General features: G+C 66.7%; 24 protein-coding genes. 10 read left to right on the forward strand and 14 right to left on the reverse strand.

Annotated elements, in window-relative coordinates; translation table 11 throughout:
• Positions 1-494: hypothetical protein (locus ON39_RS39340; protein WP_040741839.1), on the forward strand; the 494-nt coding region annotated here is incomplete at its 5' end.
• Positions 495-636: 142 nt separating this feature from the next.
• A complete protein-coding gene (locus ON39_RS39345; protein WP_040741840.1) occupies positions 637-948 on the forward strand; it encodes a hypothetical protein in 312 nt (103 codons plus the stop codon).
• 856 nt (positions 949-1,804) lie between these two features.
• On the opposite strand, the gene ON39_RS39350 is transcribed toward ON39_RS39345, so the two are convergent.
• The 14 genes from ON39_RS39350 to ON39_RS39415 are packed head-to-tail and all read right to left on the reverse strand — an operon-like array spanning position 1,805 to position 12,483.
• A complete protein-coding gene (locus ON39_RS39350) occupies positions 1,805-2,260 on the reverse strand; it encodes a hypothetical protein (protein WP_110294001.1) in 456 nt (151 codons plus the stop codon).
• A gap of 38 nt (positions 2,261-2,298) precedes the next feature.
• A complete protein-coding gene (locus ON39_RS46430) occupies positions 2,299-3,087 on the reverse strand; it encodes a DUF2637 domain-containing protein (protein ID WP_051187682.1) in 789 nt (262 codons plus the stop codon).
• Positions 3,084-3,443 carry a hypothetical protein gene (locus tag ON39_RS39360; protein WP_040741841.1) on the reverse strand — a complete coding sequence of 120 codons (360 nt, stop codon included), beginning with the start codon at positions 3,441-3,443 and terminating at the stop codon, positions 3,084-3,086. The genes ON39_RS46430 and ON39_RS39360 overlap by 4 nt, the downstream gene beginning before the upstream one ends.
• Positions 3,440-4,063, reverse strand: coding sequence for a hypothetical protein (locus ON39_RS39365; RefSeq protein ID WP_146251467.1), 624 nt, complete (start codon positions 4,061-4,063; stop codon positions 3,440-3,442). The genes ON39_RS39360 and ON39_RS39365 overlap by 4 nt, the downstream gene beginning before the upstream one ends.
• Complete coding sequence (locus ON39_RS39370; RefSeq protein WP_146251466.1) at positions 4,060-4,569, reverse strand: hypothetical protein; 510 nt, start codon at positions 4,567-4,569, stop codon at positions 4,060-4,062. The genes ON39_RS39365 and ON39_RS39370 overlap by 4 nt, the downstream gene beginning before the upstream one ends.
• Positions 4,566-6,956 carry a hypothetical protein gene (locus tag ON39_RS39375; RefSeq protein WP_040741845.1) on the reverse strand — a complete coding sequence of 797 codons (2,391 nt, stop codon included), beginning with the start codon at positions 6,954-6,956 and terminating at the stop codon, positions 4,566-4,568. Before ON39_RS39375 ends, ON39_RS39370 begins: the two co-directional genes overlap by 4 nt.
• 2 nt (positions 6,957-6,958) lie before the next feature.
• Positions 6,959-7,558 carry a hypothetical protein gene (locus ON39_RS39380; RefSeq protein ID WP_040741846.1) on the reverse strand — a complete coding sequence of 200 codons (600 nt, stop codon included), beginning with the start codon at positions 7,556-7,558 and terminating at the stop codon, positions 6,959-6,961.
• A 2-nt stretch (positions 7,559-7,560) separates the two neighbouring features.
• On the reverse strand, positions 7,561-8,124 hold the full coding sequence (locus ON39_RS39385) for a hypothetical protein (RefSeq protein ID WP_040741847.1): 564 nt from the start codon (positions 8,122-8,124) through the stop codon (positions 7,561-7,563).
• Between the two features lie 20 nt (positions 8,125-8,144).
• The gene (locus tag ON39_RS39390; RefSeq protein WP_040741848.1) at positions 8,145-8,663 is read right to left on the reverse strand and encodes a hypothetical protein; all 519 of its coding nucleotides are present in this window, start codon (positions 8,661-8,663) and stop codon (positions 8,145-8,147) included.
• A gap of 19 nt (positions 8,664-8,682) precedes the next feature.
• Entirely contained in the window at positions 8,683-10,794 is a 2,112-nt protein-coding gene (locus tag ON39_RS39395; RefSeq protein WP_110294003.1) for an AAA family ATPase, read from the reverse strand.
• Positions 10,791-11,600 (reverse strand): hypothetical protein, encoded by an 810-nt coding sequence (locus ON39_RS39400; RefSeq protein WP_040741850.1) that lies wholly within the window; start codon positions 11,598-11,600, stop codon positions 10,791-10,793. Before ON39_RS39400 ends, ON39_RS39395 begins: the two co-directional genes overlap by 4 nt.
• Positions 11,601-12,026, reverse strand: coding sequence for an RRQRL motif-containing zinc-binding protein (locus tag ON39_RS46435; RefSeq protein ID WP_051187683.1), 426 nt, complete (start codon positions 12,024-12,026; stop codon positions 11,601-11,603).
• Positions 12,023-12,223: a helix-turn-helix domain-containing protein gene (locus ON39_RS39410; RefSeq protein ID WP_040741851.1), complete on the reverse strand. Its 201-nt coding sequence runs from the start codon at positions 12,221-12,223 to the stop codon at positions 12,023-12,025. The genes ON39_RS46435 and ON39_RS39410 overlap by 4 nt, the downstream gene beginning before the upstream one ends.
• Positions 12,220-12,483 carry a hypothetical protein gene (locus ON39_RS39415; RefSeq protein WP_040741852.1) on the reverse strand — a complete coding sequence of 88 codons (264 nt, stop codon included), beginning with the start codon at positions 12,481-12,483 and terminating at the stop codon, positions 12,220-12,222. The genes ON39_RS39410 and ON39_RS39415 overlap by 4 nt, the downstream gene beginning before the upstream one ends.
• 299 nt (positions 12,484-12,782) lie before the next feature.
• Here ON39_RS39415 and ON39_RS39420 point away from each other — a divergent pair, with 299 nt between their 5' ends.
• From ON39_RS39420 to ON39_RS39455, 8 genes are all read left to right on the forward strand, one after another.
• Positions 12,783-13,634 carry a GntR family transcriptional regulator gene (locus tag ON39_RS39420; RefSeq protein ID WP_051187684.1) on the forward strand — a complete coding sequence of 284 codons (852 nt, stop codon included), beginning with the start codon at positions 12,783-12,785 and terminating at the stop codon, positions 13,632-13,634.
• Between the two features lie 7 nt (positions 13,635-13,641).
• Positions 13,642-14,583: a glycosyltransferase family 2 protein gene (locus ON39_RS39425; protein ID WP_040741853.1), complete on the forward strand. Its 942-nt coding sequence runs from the start codon at positions 13,642-13,644 to the stop codon at positions 14,581-14,583.
• Entirely contained in the window at positions 14,584-15,543 is a 960-nt protein-coding gene (locus tag ON39_RS39430) for a phosphotransferase family protein (protein ID WP_040741854.1), read from the forward strand. It abuts the gene before it with no gap.
• Positions 15,544-15,792: 249 nt separating this feature from the next.
• Positions 15,793-16,854 (forward strand): replication initiation protein, encoded by a 1,062-nt coding sequence (locus tag ON39_RS39435; RefSeq protein ID WP_169335954.1) that lies wholly within the window; start codon positions 15,793-15,795, stop codon positions 16,852-16,854.
• A 2-nt stretch (positions 16,855-16,856) separates the two neighbouring features.
• Positions 16,857-17,120 carry a sigma factor-like helix-turn-helix DNA-binding protein gene (locus ON39_RS39440; RefSeq protein WP_040741857.1) on the forward strand — a complete coding sequence of 88 codons (264 nt, stop codon included), beginning with the start codon at positions 16,857-16,859 and terminating at the stop codon, positions 17,118-17,120.
• Between the two features lie 43 nt (positions 17,121-17,163).
• Positions 17,164-18,228, forward strand: a complete 1,065-nt coding sequence (locus ON39_RS39445) for a zinc ribbon domain-containing protein (RefSeq protein WP_040741859.1) — start codon at positions 17,164-17,166, stop codon at positions 18,226-18,228.
• Between the two features lie 20 nt (positions 18,229-18,248).
• Complete coding sequence (locus tag ON39_RS39450; protein ID WP_040741861.1) at positions 18,249-18,524, forward strand: hypothetical protein; 276 nt, start codon at positions 18,249-18,251, stop codon at positions 18,522-18,524.
• Positions 18,525-18,600: 76 nt separating this feature from the next.
• A complete protein-coding gene (locus ON39_RS39455) occupies positions 18,601-19,092 on the forward strand; it encodes a hypothetical protein (protein ID WP_040741863.1) in 492 nt (163 codons plus the stop codon).
• Positions 19,093-19,196 lie beyond the last annotated feature (104 nt).

Consider the following 19,196-nt stretch of genomic DNA (forward strand, 5'->3'; position numbering starts at 1 on the left):
AGAGCATCATCGACATGCTCTCGCGAGCACTGACCGTGGTGCAGGGACAAGACGCCGCCCAAACGCAGGCGTTGCGCGCTGCGATAGCGATTTGGCAGGACGACGAATGCGAGACCCGGCGGAAAGAAGGCGCCGAGGTCGAAGTCGGGGTCGAGATCGAGGACACGCACCCGCATGACTACGTCGTTCTGCCGCCGGCACTCACCGGCTTGGAATCCCCGCGCCAGTTCTACCAGCGCTTCGAACCGCGGACCCGGCACATCCGCGAACTCCTACCCCGGGATTGGGCCAGCCTGTACCTGCTGCTGAGCGCCCTGTCCCGCTTCGGTCATGACCAACCCGCCGAAGATTCGGACGCCACCTTGTACACCACGATGCTCGACCTGCTCGCCGGTTCCGACCTGTTCCGGCAACGGGAAAAGCTGACCATGTACTACCAAGACCTGATGGCGAGGAAGGGCGACTACATCAGGGACGAAGCAGGCGCCGGATAGCGAAGTCCGATACTCAACTTGCGGTCCGCAACGACCAACGTCAAGAACACGACGGCCCGCGGCTGACCGGGTTCAGCCCATCGGTCGGTCGCGTCTACGGTGGCGGCGCCGAGCTGCGCACCTGCGCAGTACCGTCGCAGGAGTGGGGACGAAGGCAGAGCGGCGGGTCGCTCGCGAGCGAGTCGCCGCCTATCACGAAGCTCAGCTGAGTGAGCTGGTCAAGCATGTCGAACAGGAGATAGCCCGGTTCCGTGCTGGCGAGCTGGACGTGTTCGAGGTCGCCGCGGTGATCCACCGGTATCACCGTGCAGCACAGAAGTTATGGACGTTCTGCGACCAGTCCGGTGCGCACGTGGAATCGACAGCTCAGCTCATCGAGCGCATGCCGGATGCGGGCGAGGCGATCGACTGGTGGCAACGCGGTGAGACCGCGAAACCGAAAACCATTCCCTAACAAGCGTTCCGAAACCGTCGCACGGGAGACGACCTCCACGAGCGCCAGCTCGTGCACGCGGGCGGCCTGGCGCCCGCGCACCACCATCCCGGCGTGAGCCGCGCTCCGGTCCTCACCAGCAGTCTTGCCGCGCATCCCTGGACCGCCACGTCCACACCTGAGCTGACCAGCTGGAAGCGACACCGCCGGTGTCGATACGTCTCTTACGCAACCAACCAGCTAACGCACCGATATCCACCTAACGCAACCAGAGTCTTTTGTCTTTTTTCTTTTCCACTCCCCACCACCCACCCACCCTGACCTCTCTTTGATCTTGATTCTTCTCCTCCTCCCAGACCCACATCTCATGCCCGTCCCACGAAGTGGGTATGAGATGTGGGTCTGGGAGGAGGAGAAGAATCGACGGCGCTTGCGCCGTCTCCGCAGGTCAGGGTGGGTGGGTGGTGGGGAGTGGACCGTGCACGGATCGGTCACAACTTGTGACCGATCCGTGCACGCGTTTTGGAACGTTTTTGGACGCAGTTTGGAACCTTGACCAGCCCAAACCCCGTATCGAAGATCAGCTTCGATACGGGGTGATCTTGGGGGGAGGGAGTCCCCTCCTCGGCCGTCGAGTATCTGACCGACGTGGCGGCAGTTCAAGGGCCTGCGCTGCGCTCCGGTCGCTACGCGATGGCCTTCGGCCACCCTTGAGCAACCGCCACGTCGGCACAGACTCGGCCTATACGAGGAGGGGATGGGGGAGGATAGTCAGGTCCGGGCGGCACGCCACCGTCCCGGGCACGCGAAAGGGCCCCTGCCGACCGGAACTCGGCAGGGGCCCTTTTCGTGCGTTCAGGCGCTGATCAGCGCGGTTCTACTCCTCGTCGGCGTCGAGATAGGCAGCGAGCTCGGCGAGCGAGGCCTCCGTCGGCGGCTCGTACCTGGCCTTATACAGCTTCGGCGCTGCGTAATCGGCCGAGAAGGCCGGCCCGAGACCGGTGAAGGTCACCGTCAACCGGGCGCCGTTACGCAGGTCGGTGTCGTCGGCCGCGATCACCGCGGCCTTGATCGCCTTACGCAGGTTCCCGCGCACGTAGAGCTTGCGGGCGCCGTCGTCGTCGGGCTCGGTGCGCCACTCGGTCAGGATCACCACCTCCAGCTGTGGAATCGGGCGGCCCTGATGCAGCTTGGGCTTGCCCGTTTTCGGGTCCAGCTGCTGAGCCATCTGCTGGGAGATGACCAGCCCGGCCACGGTCGTCCCGGGCTCATCGGTCTTGCCGAACGCGCTGCGGATGACCTTCGGCTCATCCGACATCAGGAACGAAGTCATGACAGTTACTCCTTGGTTATTGAGGTGTTGAGGGTGGGTCACCCGGCGATTTGCCGGACGTTGGAGGGTGCGGGCAGCGCGAGCGGCCCGCTGGTGGTGTCGCCCTCGGCCTTGAGGCGGGCGACGATCTTGCCGACAGTGCCGGGGTGCAGGTCGACCCGCGGTGCGATCTGGCGGTAGGAAAACCCCGCCAGGTGCATCCGCAGGATCTCCGCGTCGCGTGCTGCTGTCGCATCCGATTCGGCCGGTGTCGCCTCGAATTCGGGTGCTGTCGCCTCGGTGTCGCCCTCCGGGGCGACACTGTCGCCTGCTGTCGCCTGCGGCTGCGGGTGGCGGGGAACCTCCAGCAGCACGGTCAGCGCGTGGGTGACGGTCAGCGCGGCCACCGGCGCCAGGCCGGCGAACGCCGCCGCGGCCAGCTGCGGCAACCGCAACCCGTCGGTGGTCCACGCGTGGACCCCGTTGACGACGAAAGACACCAGCTCAGCGGCGGCGAGCTCGGCCCAGAAGAACCGGCGTGTGCTCGCCGGAACCACCACGCCGAGCTTCTCGCGCCGGTTGAGCGCGACCAGCGACCAGGCGGCCTGGATGATCGGGCCATCCACGATCACCGGGGCGCCCCACGCCAGCCAGCTTGGAATGCCCGACATCATCGCGACCCCGTGCAAGGCGATCGCCGACCAGCCGAACGCCGCGATACTCACCGCCGCGAGCGACAGCAAGGCGACAACCTCGGCGACATTCCACATGCCCGGCGACGCGGCGACGGCGGGCCGGGCGACATCAGGCGACGACGGCGACAGCGTCGCGTCGGTGGGCGACATCATCGTTCGATCCCCTCTCGATCGTGGTGGTTGACCAGCCCGGCGAAGGCGTGGCCGTAGAGCGGCTGAGGCACCAGCCGCTCCCGCCCGGCGTCGAGCGCGTGCTCGGAGGCCAGATCGAGGGCGTCATCGAGATCGCTGGCAAGCTCGCGGTTACGGTCCTCCAAATCGGCGACGCGGTGCTCGGCTGCGTCGAGTGCGGCCGTCGCCGCGGCGAGCTGCTCGGAAAGCCGGGCCGCGCGCTCGTTCGCCGCGGCCAGGCGCGCGCCCAGATCCTCGTTCGCAGCACTCAGGCGCGCGCTACGGTCGTCGGCCGGAACCCCGACGACATCAGCACGGACCTCGATCATGGTGCTCACCGCTCCACCTCCCGATCGCTGTCGCGGCTGTTGACCAGGCCGGCGAAGGCGTGGCCGGGGAGCGGTGCGGCGAGCTCCCGTGTACGAGCCGCGGCGAACTCGGCCGACACCGGAAACGGTGCGGCCGTGTTGATGTTGGCTTCGTTCACCCACGGCATTTCGGCCGTGCTCGATGCCGGGGTCTTGGTCGTCTCGATTTCGTAGGCCCCGGCCGACCAGGCACCGTGCCCGGTCAGCTCGCGGGCCTGGAGCTGGCTGCGCCACTCCGCGGCTGTCGCCAACAGCCGCCACCCGTTGGCCTGGTCCAACTGCATCTGCCCGCACATCCGGTCCATGATCTGCGGGGCCGAGCGCCAATCCTCGTGAGCTTGAGCCAGATACATCCACGCCTCACGATCGCCAATGTGTGGGTCGCTCCACCGCTGGTCGATCTCGTCGGCCTGGTCGGTGAGCTGGGTGAACTCGGCCAGCTCGCCGACGCCGCGGGCGGTGTCGCGTAGGTGCTGCATCCGTGCGAAGTCCGCGCGCATCAGCACCTCGATCGGGTCTTCGACTTTGTCGATGTAGCGGGCAATGAAATCGTCCAAACCCAAGTCGGGCGTAGGGTTTCCGGTGCTCACCGCTCCACCTCCCGTTCGCTGTCGCGACCGGTGACCAAGCCCGCGAACGCGTGGCCCGGGAGCGGAGCGCGAACCTGGCCGGTGTCGCGTTCAGCGGTCCAGGCGCCGTGCCCGGTCAGCTCGCGGGCCTGGAGCTGGCTACGCCACTCCATCGGAGTCAGTGGATCCCAACCGCCGGCGCGGTCGTGGCCGATCTGGTCGTGGAAGCGGGCCATGGTGGCCGGGGCGCTTTTCCAGTCGTCGTGCGCGTCGGACAGATACGCCCAAGCGGCGCGCTCGTCGGCGGTGTCGGCGTCGAGCCACCGCAGATCGATCTCGTCGGCCTGCCCGACCAGCCGGTCGAACTCGTCGCCGACCTCGAGCTTGTCCATATTGGCGAGCACGTCGTGCATCCGAGCGAAGTCAGCCCGCATCAGCACTTCGCGCTCATCAGGAACCTTGGTCGCGTATCGCGCGATGAATGGATCGTCCAAATCCATGTCGGGCGTGGGGTTTTCGGTGCTCATCGCTCCATCTCCTGTCCGTGCTCGTGGCCGTCGCGGCCGTTGACCAGGCCCGCGAACGCGTGGCCCGGGATCGGGGCACGGGCCTTGGCCGCCCGCGCTTTCTCATCGGCGGCCGAGACCTCCGCGTCGGAGCGGTGGTGGACCATCACCGCCAGGTCCGCGGCGTCCTCCTCCTCGTAGATCCAGTCCTCTCGTTCCGCGGCGCGCTGGGCCTTGTCCTTGTCGATCGCGGCCAAGGCCGCCTCGTGCTCGCGGGTGCCGCCGAACGCGACGCGGGCGGCTTGCTGGGCCTGGCGCTGCGCGCTGCCGAAACGCCGGTCGACAGGGGTGCGCTCGGCCAACTTGCGCACCGCCTCGTCGCGCTCGCCGCGCAGCCGATCCCGCTCGGCGGTCAACCGCTGCACCAGATCGGCCGGCGGAGCATCGGCGCCCTGTTCGGCGTGCAACACGGTGCGGTTCTCGATACCGTCGCGCACGTCGAGTTCGTCCTCAGCCAGCGCGGCGGCGAAATCCTCAGCCCACCCCGGTGGCTTTGTCTCGCGCTGGGCGTTGTCGCGGGCGGCCCGGTCGGTCAGGTCGCTGGCAGTTTCGCGCAGCTGGTCGCGTTCGGCGGTGACCGCGGTCAACTGCCGGACCAGCTGGGCGTTGCGCTCGTTCAGCGCGTCGGCGTGCTGGAGCGAAAGCTGATGGCGGGTCTTCAACCACGCCAGCTCCTCGGCGGCGGCCGTCGACGGATCGCGCGGGCTGGTGCCGCTGGTGTGGTCGGTGGCCCGGGCCGACATCTGCCGTTCGGTCTCCTCACCGCGCTCGGCGGCCTGGCGCCACTCGCCCAGTTCCTGGGCCAGGACCGTGCGGGCGCCCTCGGCCCGGTAGACCGGGTCGGCGTGGCCCTCACCGTCGTGCTGGGCGGCGGTGACGTGCACGGACGTGCCCGCGGCCGGGCGGATCACGCCGAGCCGCGCCTGCGCCCATTCCGCAGCGTCGGATTCGCTGGCGTGCACGCTGGACTCGTGCACCATGTGGTCGCCGTGTTCGGGCAGATAGGAGATCGTGGCCGAGTACGGGTCCGGCTCGGACTCACGCGCGGCCTGGTCGCGTTCGTAGGCCGCGAGGTGGGTTCCGATCTCGCCGGGATGGTCGGTGGCCCACCGCACCTCGGCCCAGCTCATCCCGGTCTTGCGCAGATCCTCACCCGCGACCCGGCAGGCCTCGGCCAGCTCGGCTTGGCGGTCGGCGCCGGCCTCGGCCGCCTCCCGTCCCCACTGCCGCTGTGCCTCACGCAGCGCCGACACCGCCCGATACCGCGGTTCGGTCATCGGCTGCTGCCACACCGCGGACGGGTCGGCGTCGCGCACCCGCCTGGCGGCCAGTGCCCGGTCGGCCTGCTCTTTGCGGAACAAATCCTGTTCGTAGGCGCGGGTCAGGCTCTGCTCCACGTCCTGGCCCCACACCAGGTCTTCCTCGGCGACCCGGGCGCCGGGAGCCGACAAGTCTTCGCGCGCCAGCTCGGCGGCCCGCTCACGGCGAGCCGTCTTGCGCCACGGGTCCAGGACCTGAGTATCGACCAGGTCGTCCCGGCCGCGTTCGCGCAGCGCGGCGGCTTCGGCGGCGAGATAGCCGCGCACCGTATCGGGCGAACCTTCGTCGCTGTAGAACGGTTCGGTCGCGTCATCGAGGTCCCACGCCTGCACGTGCACGCGAGTGTCCTTGTGCCAGTGGGTATCAGCGACCTTGCCGCGCAGCCACTCCAGCGTGCCGGCCGCGGTGACGAACCGCCGCGTCGGCTGCTCCAGCCACTTGTCCGAGCCCCCGGCCTGCGAGGCGAGGGTGGCGGTGTAGCGGATCGGCTCGGTCTCCACACCGGGCCGAGCGATGCCCACGGTCTCCCGGGCCCGCGCCACCTGCGCCCGATACCGCAGCGCCTCACGGCCCTTCACCCGGTGCGCCCGCGCGAACAACTTGCCCGGCTCGTATTCGGGGAAGGCGGTGGCGGCGTCGATACCGTCGAGCGCGATGCCGCGCTCGACCTCGGTCAGCCGCGGATTCCGCAACACCTGCTGCGCCATGTCGTTGCGATGCCGGGCCAGAGCTTGGGCGTCGCGGTAGCGGCGCTCGTGGTCGACGTTCGGCGACTCGGCACGCTGGGCGACGGCCAAGGCGTGGGCGCGGTACTTGTCGACCGATTGCCCGGTCCACTTCAGCTGGTTGGCGCGGTCGAGCTCGGCCTGGCGCATCTCGGCACGCCACGCCTGGGTGATCTCCTTGCGGATTCGCCGCTTCTCCAGCCAGGTTGCGGCCTGGCCGTAGCGGCGCAGCGTCGACGCCATCGAGGCCGCGAATCGCCTTGCCTCGCTCATGATTTCGTCTTCAGGGCTGAAATCGGACATGATCAGATCTCCTTGTCTGAGTTACTGAAATACGGATCGGCGGCGGGCTCGACGGTGAGCACTGCGGTACGCAGTTGCTCGGGGAACTCGGCCCAATGCCGGAGCTGGTTGAGGATTTCGGCGTGCAGGCACGGCAGCATCGAGTGCCGGCCGCCGATTACAGCGGCGATCATGCGGTCGACACCGGACACGCCCGCCCACGGCACGTCGGCGTCGAACACTCCGCCCCACAGCTTGGCGAGCTGCACCGGGTCGAACCGGGACAGGAAGTCGGCGGTGCTGAACGGCGGCCCGGCCGGGGTAGCCACCACCAGGTGCAACGCCAGCTCACGCAGCTGGGACCAGTGGAACTCGTGCAGCGAGTCCGACGCTGCGAACCGAGCGCCGTCGGCATCCAACACGGCCAGCAGCGTCGAGGACGGCAACGTCCAGAACCACGACGGCAACACAGGTTCGATCCACGGCACCGACGGCGCCGCCGACGCGGGGACAAATGCGGGAGCGTCGATGATTACCGGCTCGGGAGCGGGGACTCTCGGGCCGTTGGTGAGGGCCGCCAGAACTCGTCGCCAGAAGCTGGCATCGGAGCGGACATTGGCCATGATCAGATCTCCTTGTCTGAGTTACTGAGATACGGAAGTACGGAAAGCCCGGCGAACGCGCCGCCGAGCAGCGACAGGCGCCGGCGGGCGCGGGCCTCGACCGCCCACGCGAAAGCGACGAGCACCGGGACGTCGAGAACTCCGGCGAGATGGCGCCACTGGCCAGGCTCGTGACTGCGGATCTCGGCGAGTTCGGGACCGAGCGCATGCACCGCCTCGCTGGCAGGCCGCGTGCATGCGCCCCACCGGCGCGCAGCCGCGGGCAGGCGAGTGGGAAACAGATGCCGGCGCGCGGCGCGGGCGGCCTCGGCGTGCCAGCGCACGACCTCGGCCTGCTCAGCGGTACGGATGTCGGCGGCGAAATGCTCGCGGAAGTGGTTCCAGCCCTGCGGCCACAACCGCATCACGCGGGCGATCACCTCGTGCTCGGGCAATGCCTCGACCTCACGGGGATCGGGCTCACCAGGCGCGCCGTAGGTGCTCTGCTCGATGCACCTGACCAGGTACCGGCGAGCGGTGAGCAGCTCGGCGGCGGTAACGAACGTCGGAGAGTGGTTGACGTACAACGGTTTTCCTTCCGGATTGGTTACGCGGACTTGCGGACAGTCGGGACGGTGCGGCGGTTTTCGTAACGGGCTCGCCGCACCGCGAGACGGGTGAGGTGGCGGCGGATCCACCGGTAGGTGTCGGCGGTGCGGTAGGCGAGCATGCGGACGGCTTCGATGGGGCCGGGGCGGCCCGCGCACATCCACCACACGTAGCCGACCAGCCCGAACGCGTACACCGCCAGCGGCTCAGGCAGGTCGAACACCATCGCGACAACGACGAACGCCACGGTGCATGCGTTGGCCGGCGCCCAGATCCGCAGACTGTCGCGGATGCGGCGGGCCCGGGGCAGCAGCTGCTCGCGGCCGGTGACCGCGCGCCCGACCACCCCGCCATCCGGGACGACGCCTTCCAGCCGCTGGGCGAGTTTGCCCGCGGGGCCTTCGGCGAGCTCGGCGGCGTGCGGGGCCAAGGCGTCGAGCTCGGCCTGGCGCTGAGCGTCGGTGAGGCCGGTGATCTCCTCACCATGCTCGTCAGGAGTGGGTGCAGGATTGGACATGGTTGTGCTCCTTGGGATTTCAGGCGTGACGGTGCTTGCGCAGGTTGATGACCGGCGCCAGGGTCTGCGGATCGGCGGCGACTTCGCGGACCTCGGCCAGGCCCGGCAGAGGGCGCACCGTGTCGATGGTGTTGTCGTCGACGAAAGACACTCGGCCCCAGCGGGCGACGCCGTTGACGACGAAAACGATGTCGCCCTTGCCCATACGGCGGACCTTGTTGGGCTCCATGAGGAACTTCTCGGCGGCCTGCACGTTGCCTTCGTCGCCCACGCTCGCGCCGCCGATCAGCTTGCGAGACAGGTCGAATCGGCGTTTGGTGCCGTAGCCCTCGGCGAGCTTCTCGACCCCGAATTCGTGTCCGCCGTGCAGGCCGCCGCCACTGCCGGCCGCGACCAGGGCGGTGCGGGAGTCGTCGTCGTGGCCGAGTCCCTGCCAGGACTGGGCGAGCCACCAGGACCCGATCTTGGCTTTGCGGAAGCGTTCCACCCACGCCTTGGCGCGGGTCTTGCCGTCCGAGACGGCACTGAATTCGTCTACGGCCAACAGGGTTTCGCGCTTATGGTCGCGGTCGGCGAGCTGTTCGAGCATGCAGCCGAGCGCGGCGAACTGGGCGCGGGCCCGATCCGGCGCCTTGACCCCCTCCAAGATCACGTACAGCAGGTCGTAGTCGGTGATCTGCGAGCTGCCCTCGAACGAATCACCCAGCAGCCGGTAGAGGATGCCGAACTCGCTGCGGGCGGAGTCCATGACCGGCTGCTTGCCCGCCATGGTGGCGGCGATCTCGCGGTCGATGCCGGGCACACCCGACCAGCGCACGGTGTCGTCCCACACCCCGCCCCACAACTTCGCCAGCTTGACCGGGTCGAACCTCGACAGGAATTCGATCCAGTCCCGGGGCGGGTTCTCCCCGACCGGCTGGCCGTTCACGACGCTGGCGGGGGCGTCGATGATCAGGTGGATCAGCGTCTCGCGCAGGTTGTGGAAGTACCGCTCGGTGTCGGTGGTCGGCGTGCCGCCACCGGAGATCATGGCCGACAACACCGAGCGCAGGTCATCGAGGCGCGGAATGGACCACAAGGCCAGGCGCGCGAGGTTGGCATCGGTGGCCGGAACACCAACGATGCCGATCCGCGCGGCCGGAACACCCAAGGCCCGGTACCAGCGCACCAACCGGTGCGCGACCTTCACGCTCTCGGGGCCGCCGTTGCAGTCGATCACCATGGTCAGCGGCCGGCCGGGACGGTCGGTCCGCCACCACTGCCGGTGCCGCATCCACGCGGTGGTGTGCCACGACAGCAGCAACCGCAGCATCAGCGTGGTCTTGCCCTTGCCGGAAGACGCGACCGTGGTGATGTGCTCGCGCAGATTGATCCACGGAATGATCAGCCGGGTTTCGTTGCGCGACAGCAACATCCGCAACCGTCCCTTCGGCGGCGCGGCGGAGTCCTCCACGGCCAGGCGCCCGATCACGATGTGCGGATTGAGCCCGCCCGTGGTGAACGGCAACCGATACCGCGACAGCCGACCCGCAGCGCGCTGCTCACGCTCGGCGTGCAGCCACATGGCCCGCTCGGTGCGCGCCGGAGACTGCAACCCGTGGGTGAGCAGCTGCACGCGCCGGCTGGTCAACGCGATCGTCGCGAGCAACCAGGCCACCGGGATCACCAGCACACTCGCCACCGCGGCACCATGGACGTAACGGCCGTCGAGCAGCTCGCCGAACCCCTCCGACAGCGCCGCGGTAGGCGCGCCCAGATCCCACGCGGTCAGCGCGGTCGCCGCGGGCAAACCCAGCAGCACGGCCAGAGTCCAGTTCCGCATCCGCGCCGGGCTCCAGGCGCGCAGCGCGCCGTGGATCACCAGCCCGATCGCCAGCACCAGCACCACACCGGAGACGACACCGATCGCGCTCACCCAATCGAGCACCCGCGACCAGGTCAGATCCTCCGGGATCGGCAACATGCCGCCGAACAGCATCGAGTCCGGGCCATCACCGAAGATCGGCGGCGCGACCGGATGCACCGGAATATGCGCCGGCGTGCTCGTCGGCGGCGGCACAGCGGGCCCGGGATCGATCTGCGCGGTCACCGGCGCGCAATCGGCCGGTGTCAGAACAGGTTTGCAGCTCATGACAACACCGCCTCACCGGCCGCAGCGTCGGGGTCGCCGTGATCAGAGGCACCGCCCTCGATCACCATCAGACCCGGACGAGTCGTGCTGGTCGCAGCGGATGCCTTGGGCAACACCGCACCGAGGTCGGCCACGCGGATCGGCGGACCCTCGACCGCGGACGCGGCGTAACGGGCCGCTTCGGTGATCACCGTCTTGATGTGGTCGCTGTGCCGGATCACCTCCCCGCCAGCGTCGAGCCATTCGGTCTTGCAGTAGTAGATGAGCCCGTCGCAGCCGCCGGCCGCGGCGGCCTGCTTGGCCGCCACCACCGCCGAGCGCGCGGCGGTCGCGTTCTTCGCGGTCAGCTCCACCTCGACGGCCCACAGCGACCCATCGCCGCGGTAGAAACGGCCGTCGTGCACATGCCCGCGCGGGCGGCCCGGGACCGGCCGGCCTTGCTCAGAACGCAACTGCCGCTCGGAAATCCAGCGTTCGAGATCCAGCCCGACCAGAGCCAGGCGCACGTCGAGCACCGTGGTCACATGCGCGGCCATCTTCGGCGTCGGCGACCAGAACCGGGCGTAGAACGGCAGGAAGGCCTCCACCGCCGTGCGGGTCGGCACCGCCCACGTCGGGCCCGGCACCGGCCGGTAACGCTCGTCAACGATCAGATGCGCGCGCCGCCACTTACGCAGGTAGCGGTACACATCATTGGTGCTGGTCAAGCCCAGCATCCGCGCAACCCGATCCGCGGGCGCGGCATACATCTCCGCGGTAATCGTCAGCGCGGTCAGATCACGCGGACCCATCAGGCGGTTACTCATTCATCGCTCCCATTCATCACGGTCACGGCTGGGTCCGATCAGACCGGCGAATGCGTGCCCCGGAACTGACACACGCACTGACGGTGTGGAATCGGCCCACGCGGGACCTGGATCATTCGGCTGGTCGAACTCGGCACGGTCGACGCCGTGCCGTTCCGCCGCGCGCAGCTGGCGCTCGCGAGTCGCCTTCTCCAAAGCGGCCAGCTGCGCGGGCGTCGCCTCCCGCTTCGCGGCGGCGAGCTTGATGTCGTAGAGGTAGGCCGTCACCGGCCCACGCCGGAAATCCCGGTGCACCTTCCCCGCGATGTCCTGCCCACCCGGGCGCAGACCTTCGGCGGCGAGCTGACGGCGGGTCCGCAGATGCGCCGGCGCCATACGCCACTCATAAACCGGGACACCACCCTCGGCGGGCTGCTGCTCGCTCACCGCTGCATCTCCTGTCGAGGGCTGACCAGCACGATCAGCCCGCGGACTTCGCGCCGGTCGACCCGAGGTGAGGCACCGACGCGGTACTCACTGAGTCGGCGCTGACTGATCCAGCGCCGGATGGTCGGATGACTCACCCGCAACAGCGCGGCGGCGGCGCGGAGGGTGATCAACTCGGCAGGATCGGGAAGGCTCATCGCTCGAACCCCGCAGGAGCCGGAATAGGCTGCGGCGGCACGCAACCCAGCGCAGCGGCCTGCGTCACCTGATCGTGGCGGCAGACATTCGGCGACGGCGTATAGGACTGGTAGTCCAGCCACGCGACCGAGCACGCCGAGATCGCGATCAACACGCCGAGCGCCAGCAGCGCCAGTTGGACCTGACCGGGCAGCGCCCGGAACACCTGCCCACCCGCGCGAGCAACCGCCGCATCCGTCCGCGCAACCGGGCCGATCATCGGACCCACCGCCGACCACTAACTGCTCGCCGCGATATCCAGACCGCCAGCACCAAGCCCAGCACCGGCCCCATGGCGGGAAGTACGAGCTCTGGCCAAACCAGGAGCGCGACAAACGTAATCACCCCCAGCCACACTGCTGTTCGAGTCCGCATTCCAGACCTCCTGCGTGTTCTTGATCATTCGGAAGAGTTCCAAAGTTGCCTATGCAACTTCAGTGTGACATAGGTTGCATATGCAGATCAAGAGTTGCGCAGGCTACATGGAAGGCTGCCTAGATAGACCTCTAGGCTGGGCGTATGGACGGTATTGGCATAGATCCCGATGACCCGCGGACGCCACGGCGCCAGTTGACCGACCTCCTGCGGGCAGCGATCCTCACTGGAAAACTCACGCCTGGGAGCCAGATTCCATCAGGACCGGAGCTTGCCAAGAGATACAACGTGGCGAAGGTGACCGCGCAACAGGCGGTCCAGGAGCTGCGCAATGAGGGCCTGGTCGTCGCTCGCCGCGGATCCGGCACGTACGTCCGGGAGCGACCGGAGAAGCCCCTCGGCCTGAGACCTCACCTCGAGCGAGCGTTTACAAAGCCGCAGGTGACCATCGACTTCGCGGGTTTTTCCGGAGAGACGCTGCACAACGCGATCACCGAACCGCTAGATCAGATCCGGGACGGCCGGTTCAGGCCGGACTCGATCGCAGTCCGCATCCTGATACCCGACCCAGCCACTCCATGGACGATGCCGGCCAACGCCGCTGATCTCAGTGACAACCCGTTGTTCCGCCAACGCGCCAGCAGGATCATGCAACGGCACACATTCGGGATCGTTGACGAGGTTCACGAACTCCAAGAACTTGGGTTGATTCAGTCCTCCACCGCCGAAGTGCGCGCATACCCTGCGGCACCGATGTTCAAGGTATACATCGTCAATGGTGACGATGCGTTCTTCGGCTTCTACTCAATCGAGGAACACCAACTGACACTCGCTGGCGAGCCCGCAACTGTGTGGGACCTGATGGGCAAGAACACGCTGATTTTCCACATGGACACCGATCACAACGATGTCGAATCGATGAAATCGCAGTTCGTGCAACAAGCACAGACATGGTTCGACAGCCTCTGGAAAATCAGCAAGCCCATCAACCCATAGGACCCGAATGCCCTCGACCGTGGACGATCTCGGCATCGTCATCGTTTCGCACAACAACGGACATGAACTCGCTCAATGCCTCGACGCCGTGCAAAAGCACGCCAGCGGAGCGTATGTCGTTGTACGAGACTGCGCCTCGACCGATGACACGGTCGAGATCGCCAAGACACACCCTGCTGTAACCCGAGTCATTGCTGGAGACAACGTCGGATTCGGCGCCGGATGCAACGACGGGGCGCAGGCAATAGACCGTCCGGTGGAGATGCTCCTCATTCTCAATCCGGATACAGCTTTGACGTCGAACCTGTCCGATCTCCTTGAGTACGTCGATCGTCTCGGCCAGTTCGGCGCTGTCGGTATCCGGCAAAACTCGTTCACCGGCGACCTCGTGTGGTCTTGGGATGAGTTTCCATCACCGCGGCTGGAGTGGAAGAAGGCTCGCAAGCAGCCTCTGCTTCAACGCTCCCCCGCTGGTTACACCCAGGATCGAATGGTCGACTGGGTCATGGGGGCCTTCATCCTCATTCCGAAGGACGCGTTCGATTCAGTTGGCGGGTTCGATGAGCGCTGGTTCATGTTCAACGAAGAGGTCGATCTGATGCGGCGCTTGGCGGAGATCGGCCGGCCGACGTGGTTCGTGAGTCACCTGTCCTATCAGCACAGCCGGGCTGACAAAACGTCGATATGGCGAGAGACCTTGCGCATCAATGCGAGGCGTGCGTTCGATCGGAAATGGTTATCGCGTACCGATACGGTCCTGTGCCAGCTGGCTCATTCGTACCGCTGGCTATGCGACGCGCTATTTCCGTCACGCCCGACCGACCGTCGTCTCGCCTTGCCACGGTTGCTTGCAACGTGGAACCTCATTCACGCCGTGGTCCCGCCGGAGTCGATCTCAGCAGGCCTCGACTCTTGGCAATCCACGCGCCCTTTTTGGAAGAGGACATGAGTGCGCATCTCAGACAACGAAGCCGCCGAACTCCTCAGGTGGACTGTCGGCCGGACCGCTGATTTCAGTGGACACTACAACGAGTCTTACCGGGTCCAAACGAGCGCTGGCGCCGCACTTCTCCGTCGCTCGCGCAGAGACGTACACCAGGGCTATGACCCACGGCTCATGTCCGAAGTCGAGGCACTAACCGCGGCTGCTCAGACCGCCGCGCAAGTTCCCGCCGTTCTGTTTGCCAGTGAGGGGCTCCTGATCGAACAGTTCATCGTCGGTCACCACCCCAGCCTCGACAGTCCGGAGGTGCCGATCTGGGTGGAGAATCTGCTTTCGCAGATCAAGGCGTTGCAGACGAACGCGATCGTGCGACCGCCGTTGCATACGGTTTTCGACTGGCAGCAGTGGTTACAGAGGTTCCTTGCCGATCTCTATGCCACCCTCCCACCCATTCATGCTGCTCGCATTGGTGAGCTTCGGCTCCCGCCCATCGAGCAGGTCTGGGTCCCGGATAGCAGCCAGTCGGCGCGCGACCTAACCCTGGTGCATTCGGATTTGCATCCCGCGAACCTCCTAGTCAACAACCAAGGTGTGTGGATTCTCGACTGGGAGCTGGCCATGCTTGCCGATCCCGTCTGGGAGGCGGCAGTCGCCTTGCATCGAACTCCTTGGCCCACAGCCGAACTCGCGGCCGAGGTTGAAGGACTTTGGCTCGACCTCATCGGCGCCGCGAGCACAGGCGAGCTGCTGAGGCAGTATCGGGCGATCGAGACCTGGAAGTCGTTGATCGTTGACTCCGCCCGGTTTCCCGAACGTGTCGCGGCCGATCCACTGGCGCTCGACAGCCACGCAGACCGGTTCCACGAGCTACTGATTGCTGCAGCTCGGACGTGCGGGTGCGCCGAGTTCAGCCTCGATGAGGTGAAAGAACTGCTGTCCCGGTGGGCAGCGGCGGAGCATGCCTAGCTTGTCGGTACCCAGTGCGATCATCCCGATATGTCGGCTCACGATAACCCCGATTTTCGTACCCTCATGATATATGCGTACATACTAATATGTGCATAATTATATTTGCGGCATCTCTACTGCATGAACTCGTCTGCTATCAACAAATTCCCAGTTACCAGTGCGCGAACCCGGAACTACCGGATTGGGCTCGGTTTGTTGGCGTGTCGTACCTTATCAATCGAAGATCTCGAGGCAGACTGCGTGATCATGCAGACCGAACTGGACGAGTGGGAGCTCGACGCCGACTGGCTCCCACTGCCGTTCGAGGAGCATTGGCTACCCCGGCGCCCGTTGGCGGGAAAGACCAAGCACGGTGGCTACTACCGGATGTCGCGGGAGCGCGCGCTCAAGCTTCCCTACATCGAGTCGAATCCGCTGGCGTTGAAGAGCCTGGTGATCACCGATCATGACGGCGGTATGGCGGATGAGATCGTCGCGCACGCGGGGCTGCCGCAGCCCTCGTACGTCGCGTTGAACCCGATTACGAGGTCCGGGCAGATCGTGTACGCGTTGGAGACCCCGGTCATCCTGACCGACGCCGCGCGGCGCGGGCCGGTGAACCTGCTCGCCCGGATCGAGGCCGGCCTCAACGATGTCCTCGCCGGGGATGTGGCCTACGGGGGCCGGACCACCAAGAACCCGACCCACGTCGAACATCTGACCCTGTGGGGCCCGGAGCACGCGGTCTACAAGCTGAAGGACTTGGCTGACCCGCTCGACCGGCTGAAGGCGTTGCCGAAGTTCAAAACAACGACCGAACGCCGCAAGAAGCTCCGCACCAGCGGCACCGGCCGCAACGTCGACCTGTTCGACCTCACCCGAAAGTGGTCCTACCGCCGCCGCGGCGACTATGACCAGCTGACCAGCTGGCTGCAGGTCGTTCAGGACTACGCGTGGGACCGCAACGTCGAGCTCATCGGCCCCGCATTCACCAATGGGCCGCTGCTCGCCGGCGAAGTCAACCAGCTCGGTCGGTCGGTGGCGACGTGGACCTGGCGGCATATCCACCACACCTTCAGCGAGATCCAGACCATCCGCGGCCGTAAGGGCGGACAGGCCACCACCGCGAAGCTCACGGCCGACGAACTCACCGAGCGAAGCCGAAAAGGCGGCCGGATCACAACGGCGAAGCTCACCGCCGGCGAGCTCGCCGAGCGAGGCCGAAAAGGCGGACAGGTGAGCTCGGAGGCGAAGCGGGAGGCCAACCGTGTCCGTGCGACGAAATACGATATGGGTGCAATCGTTGCCGCAGCGCTGGAGGAGGCGTAGTCATGGCCGCCAGGAACCCAGTTCGACGCACGAAAACCGCTCGGGAGCTCGCCGAGCAGTATGGAGCGTCCACCCGGACGATCCAGCGACTCATCGCTGAACCCCGCGAGGATTTCGAGGCGAGGGCTCGTGCGAAAGCGTTGCGGGCTGCTGAGCTGCGAGCATCCGGCCTGACGTATGCCCGGATCGCCGAAGAGCTGGGAATCTCGATCGGATCGGTATCGGCGCTGCTGCGCGCCGCGAGGGTGCACGCTCAGGCCAGCTGAATCACCCTCTCCATGTCGGTGGCTGCTGCCACAATCCCGGGGTATGCGCACGTCCGTCTTGCCCGGCCTTGGCCGATCAGCGGGAATCGACCTCGGGATACTGCGGCCGGCCGCGGTCGTCTACTCCGACGGCGCCCGCGAGATCCTCGACTTCCGGATCGGCACAAACGACACCAGTGCGATCAGCGCGGCGGCGCGACGGATCGCGCGATCATGCGATGCGGTATGGGTCGAGCGCTTGGATTTCAGCCGCAAGGCCAACGCCCGCGGCGAGGTTCTCGCCGACTGGCAGCGATTCGTCGCCGAGCTGGAGAAGGCCGGCCGGAGATCCGGCGCCAGCATCGGCGCAGTGCCCGCGGAGCACAGTTCCCGAATCTGTCCGATATGCGAGTACAAATCCGGGAAACACGCTGTGCAAGTGCGGATCTGGGGATGTATCGGCTGCCGGACACCGCTCGATCGCGACTACGCGGCGGCGACCAACGTGCTGCTTCGCGGCGAGCCCGAACTGCGCGAGATCTTGACCAACGCGCAGCTTCACCAGCTCGCCGCCGCCGAGGAAACCGATGTCGTACCCGGCGCGCTTTACGAAGCCGAGCTGTTCACTCAGATACGGAAGACCGCGTACAGCCGCCGCCGGAACTTCACTGATCCCGGCGAATGGCGTAGTGATGTCGAGTGTTTCGCGGCACAGCTCGCAGCTACGATGCCTGAACCTGTCGATCCGGTGATCGTTGCGCGCATGATCGACTCGATCACGGCCTGGTCCTGGACGCACATCACCCCGGAAGGGTTCTCCGCAGCGCAGGCCTGGCGCGGCCGGCGTGGTGCAGCGGCAAGAGTTCAGTCCGTCATCACCCAAAGCCAACGTGGCGGCAGGGTGCCAGCTGAGATCATGGCCGAGATTGGCCGGCTGGGAGCAGCTGAACGACGGGCCCGGCTCGCCGCAACCCTGCCCGAAGACTTGTCCGCTGAAGAGCGCACCCAGATTCTCAACCGAGCGATGCTCGGCCCGGGCCTGACCGCCTACAACGAGAAGCAGAAGGTACGGGCCGAAGATTTGCGCCGTCGAGTACTCGCCGCGCTGGATCTGCCTTATCCAGCCTGACCTCCAGGAGGATCAACGGCATGACCGAGCCCGCGCCGCGCATCGAGCGGTTCATCGTCGCGCGCCTGGCCGAGGACGAGCGCGACGCCGGCCGCGAGCGCTACGTCGCGGCGTTACGCACCGCGGTGCTGTCGGTGCTGGAGTACGAGGGCGAGCTGACGCATTTGATCGGAGAGAGGTCCGACGCGGAGCGGTCGCGCCTCGAGCGCATTCCGACCCTGCGTGCCATCGCCGGGATCTGGCGCGACCACCCGGATTTCGACCCGGATTGGGTGCTCTCGGAGCCTCGATTCTGACCTCGATACGCGGGCCTGTCGTCGTATCGCGGTTCGCCGTAGTATTCGGCGGGAACTTGCGCGGGGGTGGCATGGCATGACGAACTGGTTCGCGGGTGTGGCGACGATCGTTGTCGGGTTCTGGGCCGGGTGGGTGTCGATCCGGGTGGGGCGCAAGCTGCCGCACGAGCGGTTGAAGCAGCTCGCCGAGATCCGCGAAGAGCTCGGTGAGCTCGATACCGAGCATGTCATCGAGGCGGCGATACAGCGGGAACTGCGGCTGCTCAAGCAACTCAACGCCGCGCGCGAGGAGAGCCGACGAAAGTACATCGCCGTCTGGCTGTCCCAGCACATCCTCGAAGTGCTGGGAGGGGCATTTGCTCTGGTCTGCGCTTACCTGCTGGTAGTCCTTTTCGTCGCCATGCTGAACGGGTCCATGAAGACGGCTTCATATCGGGTTTTGATGCTCTCAGGAACGGGGATCATGATGGCCGTGATACTGGTTGTCTTCTCGGTTACAGCCCGAATGCTGAGGCAACCGCCGCGGAGTCCGGAACCCGTACCGGACGAGCCGGACCCGGAAGGCTGATCGTCGCGAGCGGGGGTCTCGGTAGCATTCGCCGAGAATCGGGCGGATATGGCGAATCCGCTGTTCAGCGGCGCCGTTCCGCTCCCGGCTCCAGCAGCGATTGC

The organism is Nocardia tenerifensis NBRC 101015 (assembly GCF_000308715.1).
Lineage (GTDB): Bacteria > Actinomycetota > Actinomycetes > Mycobacteriales > Mycobacteriaceae > Nocardia > Nocardia tenerifensis.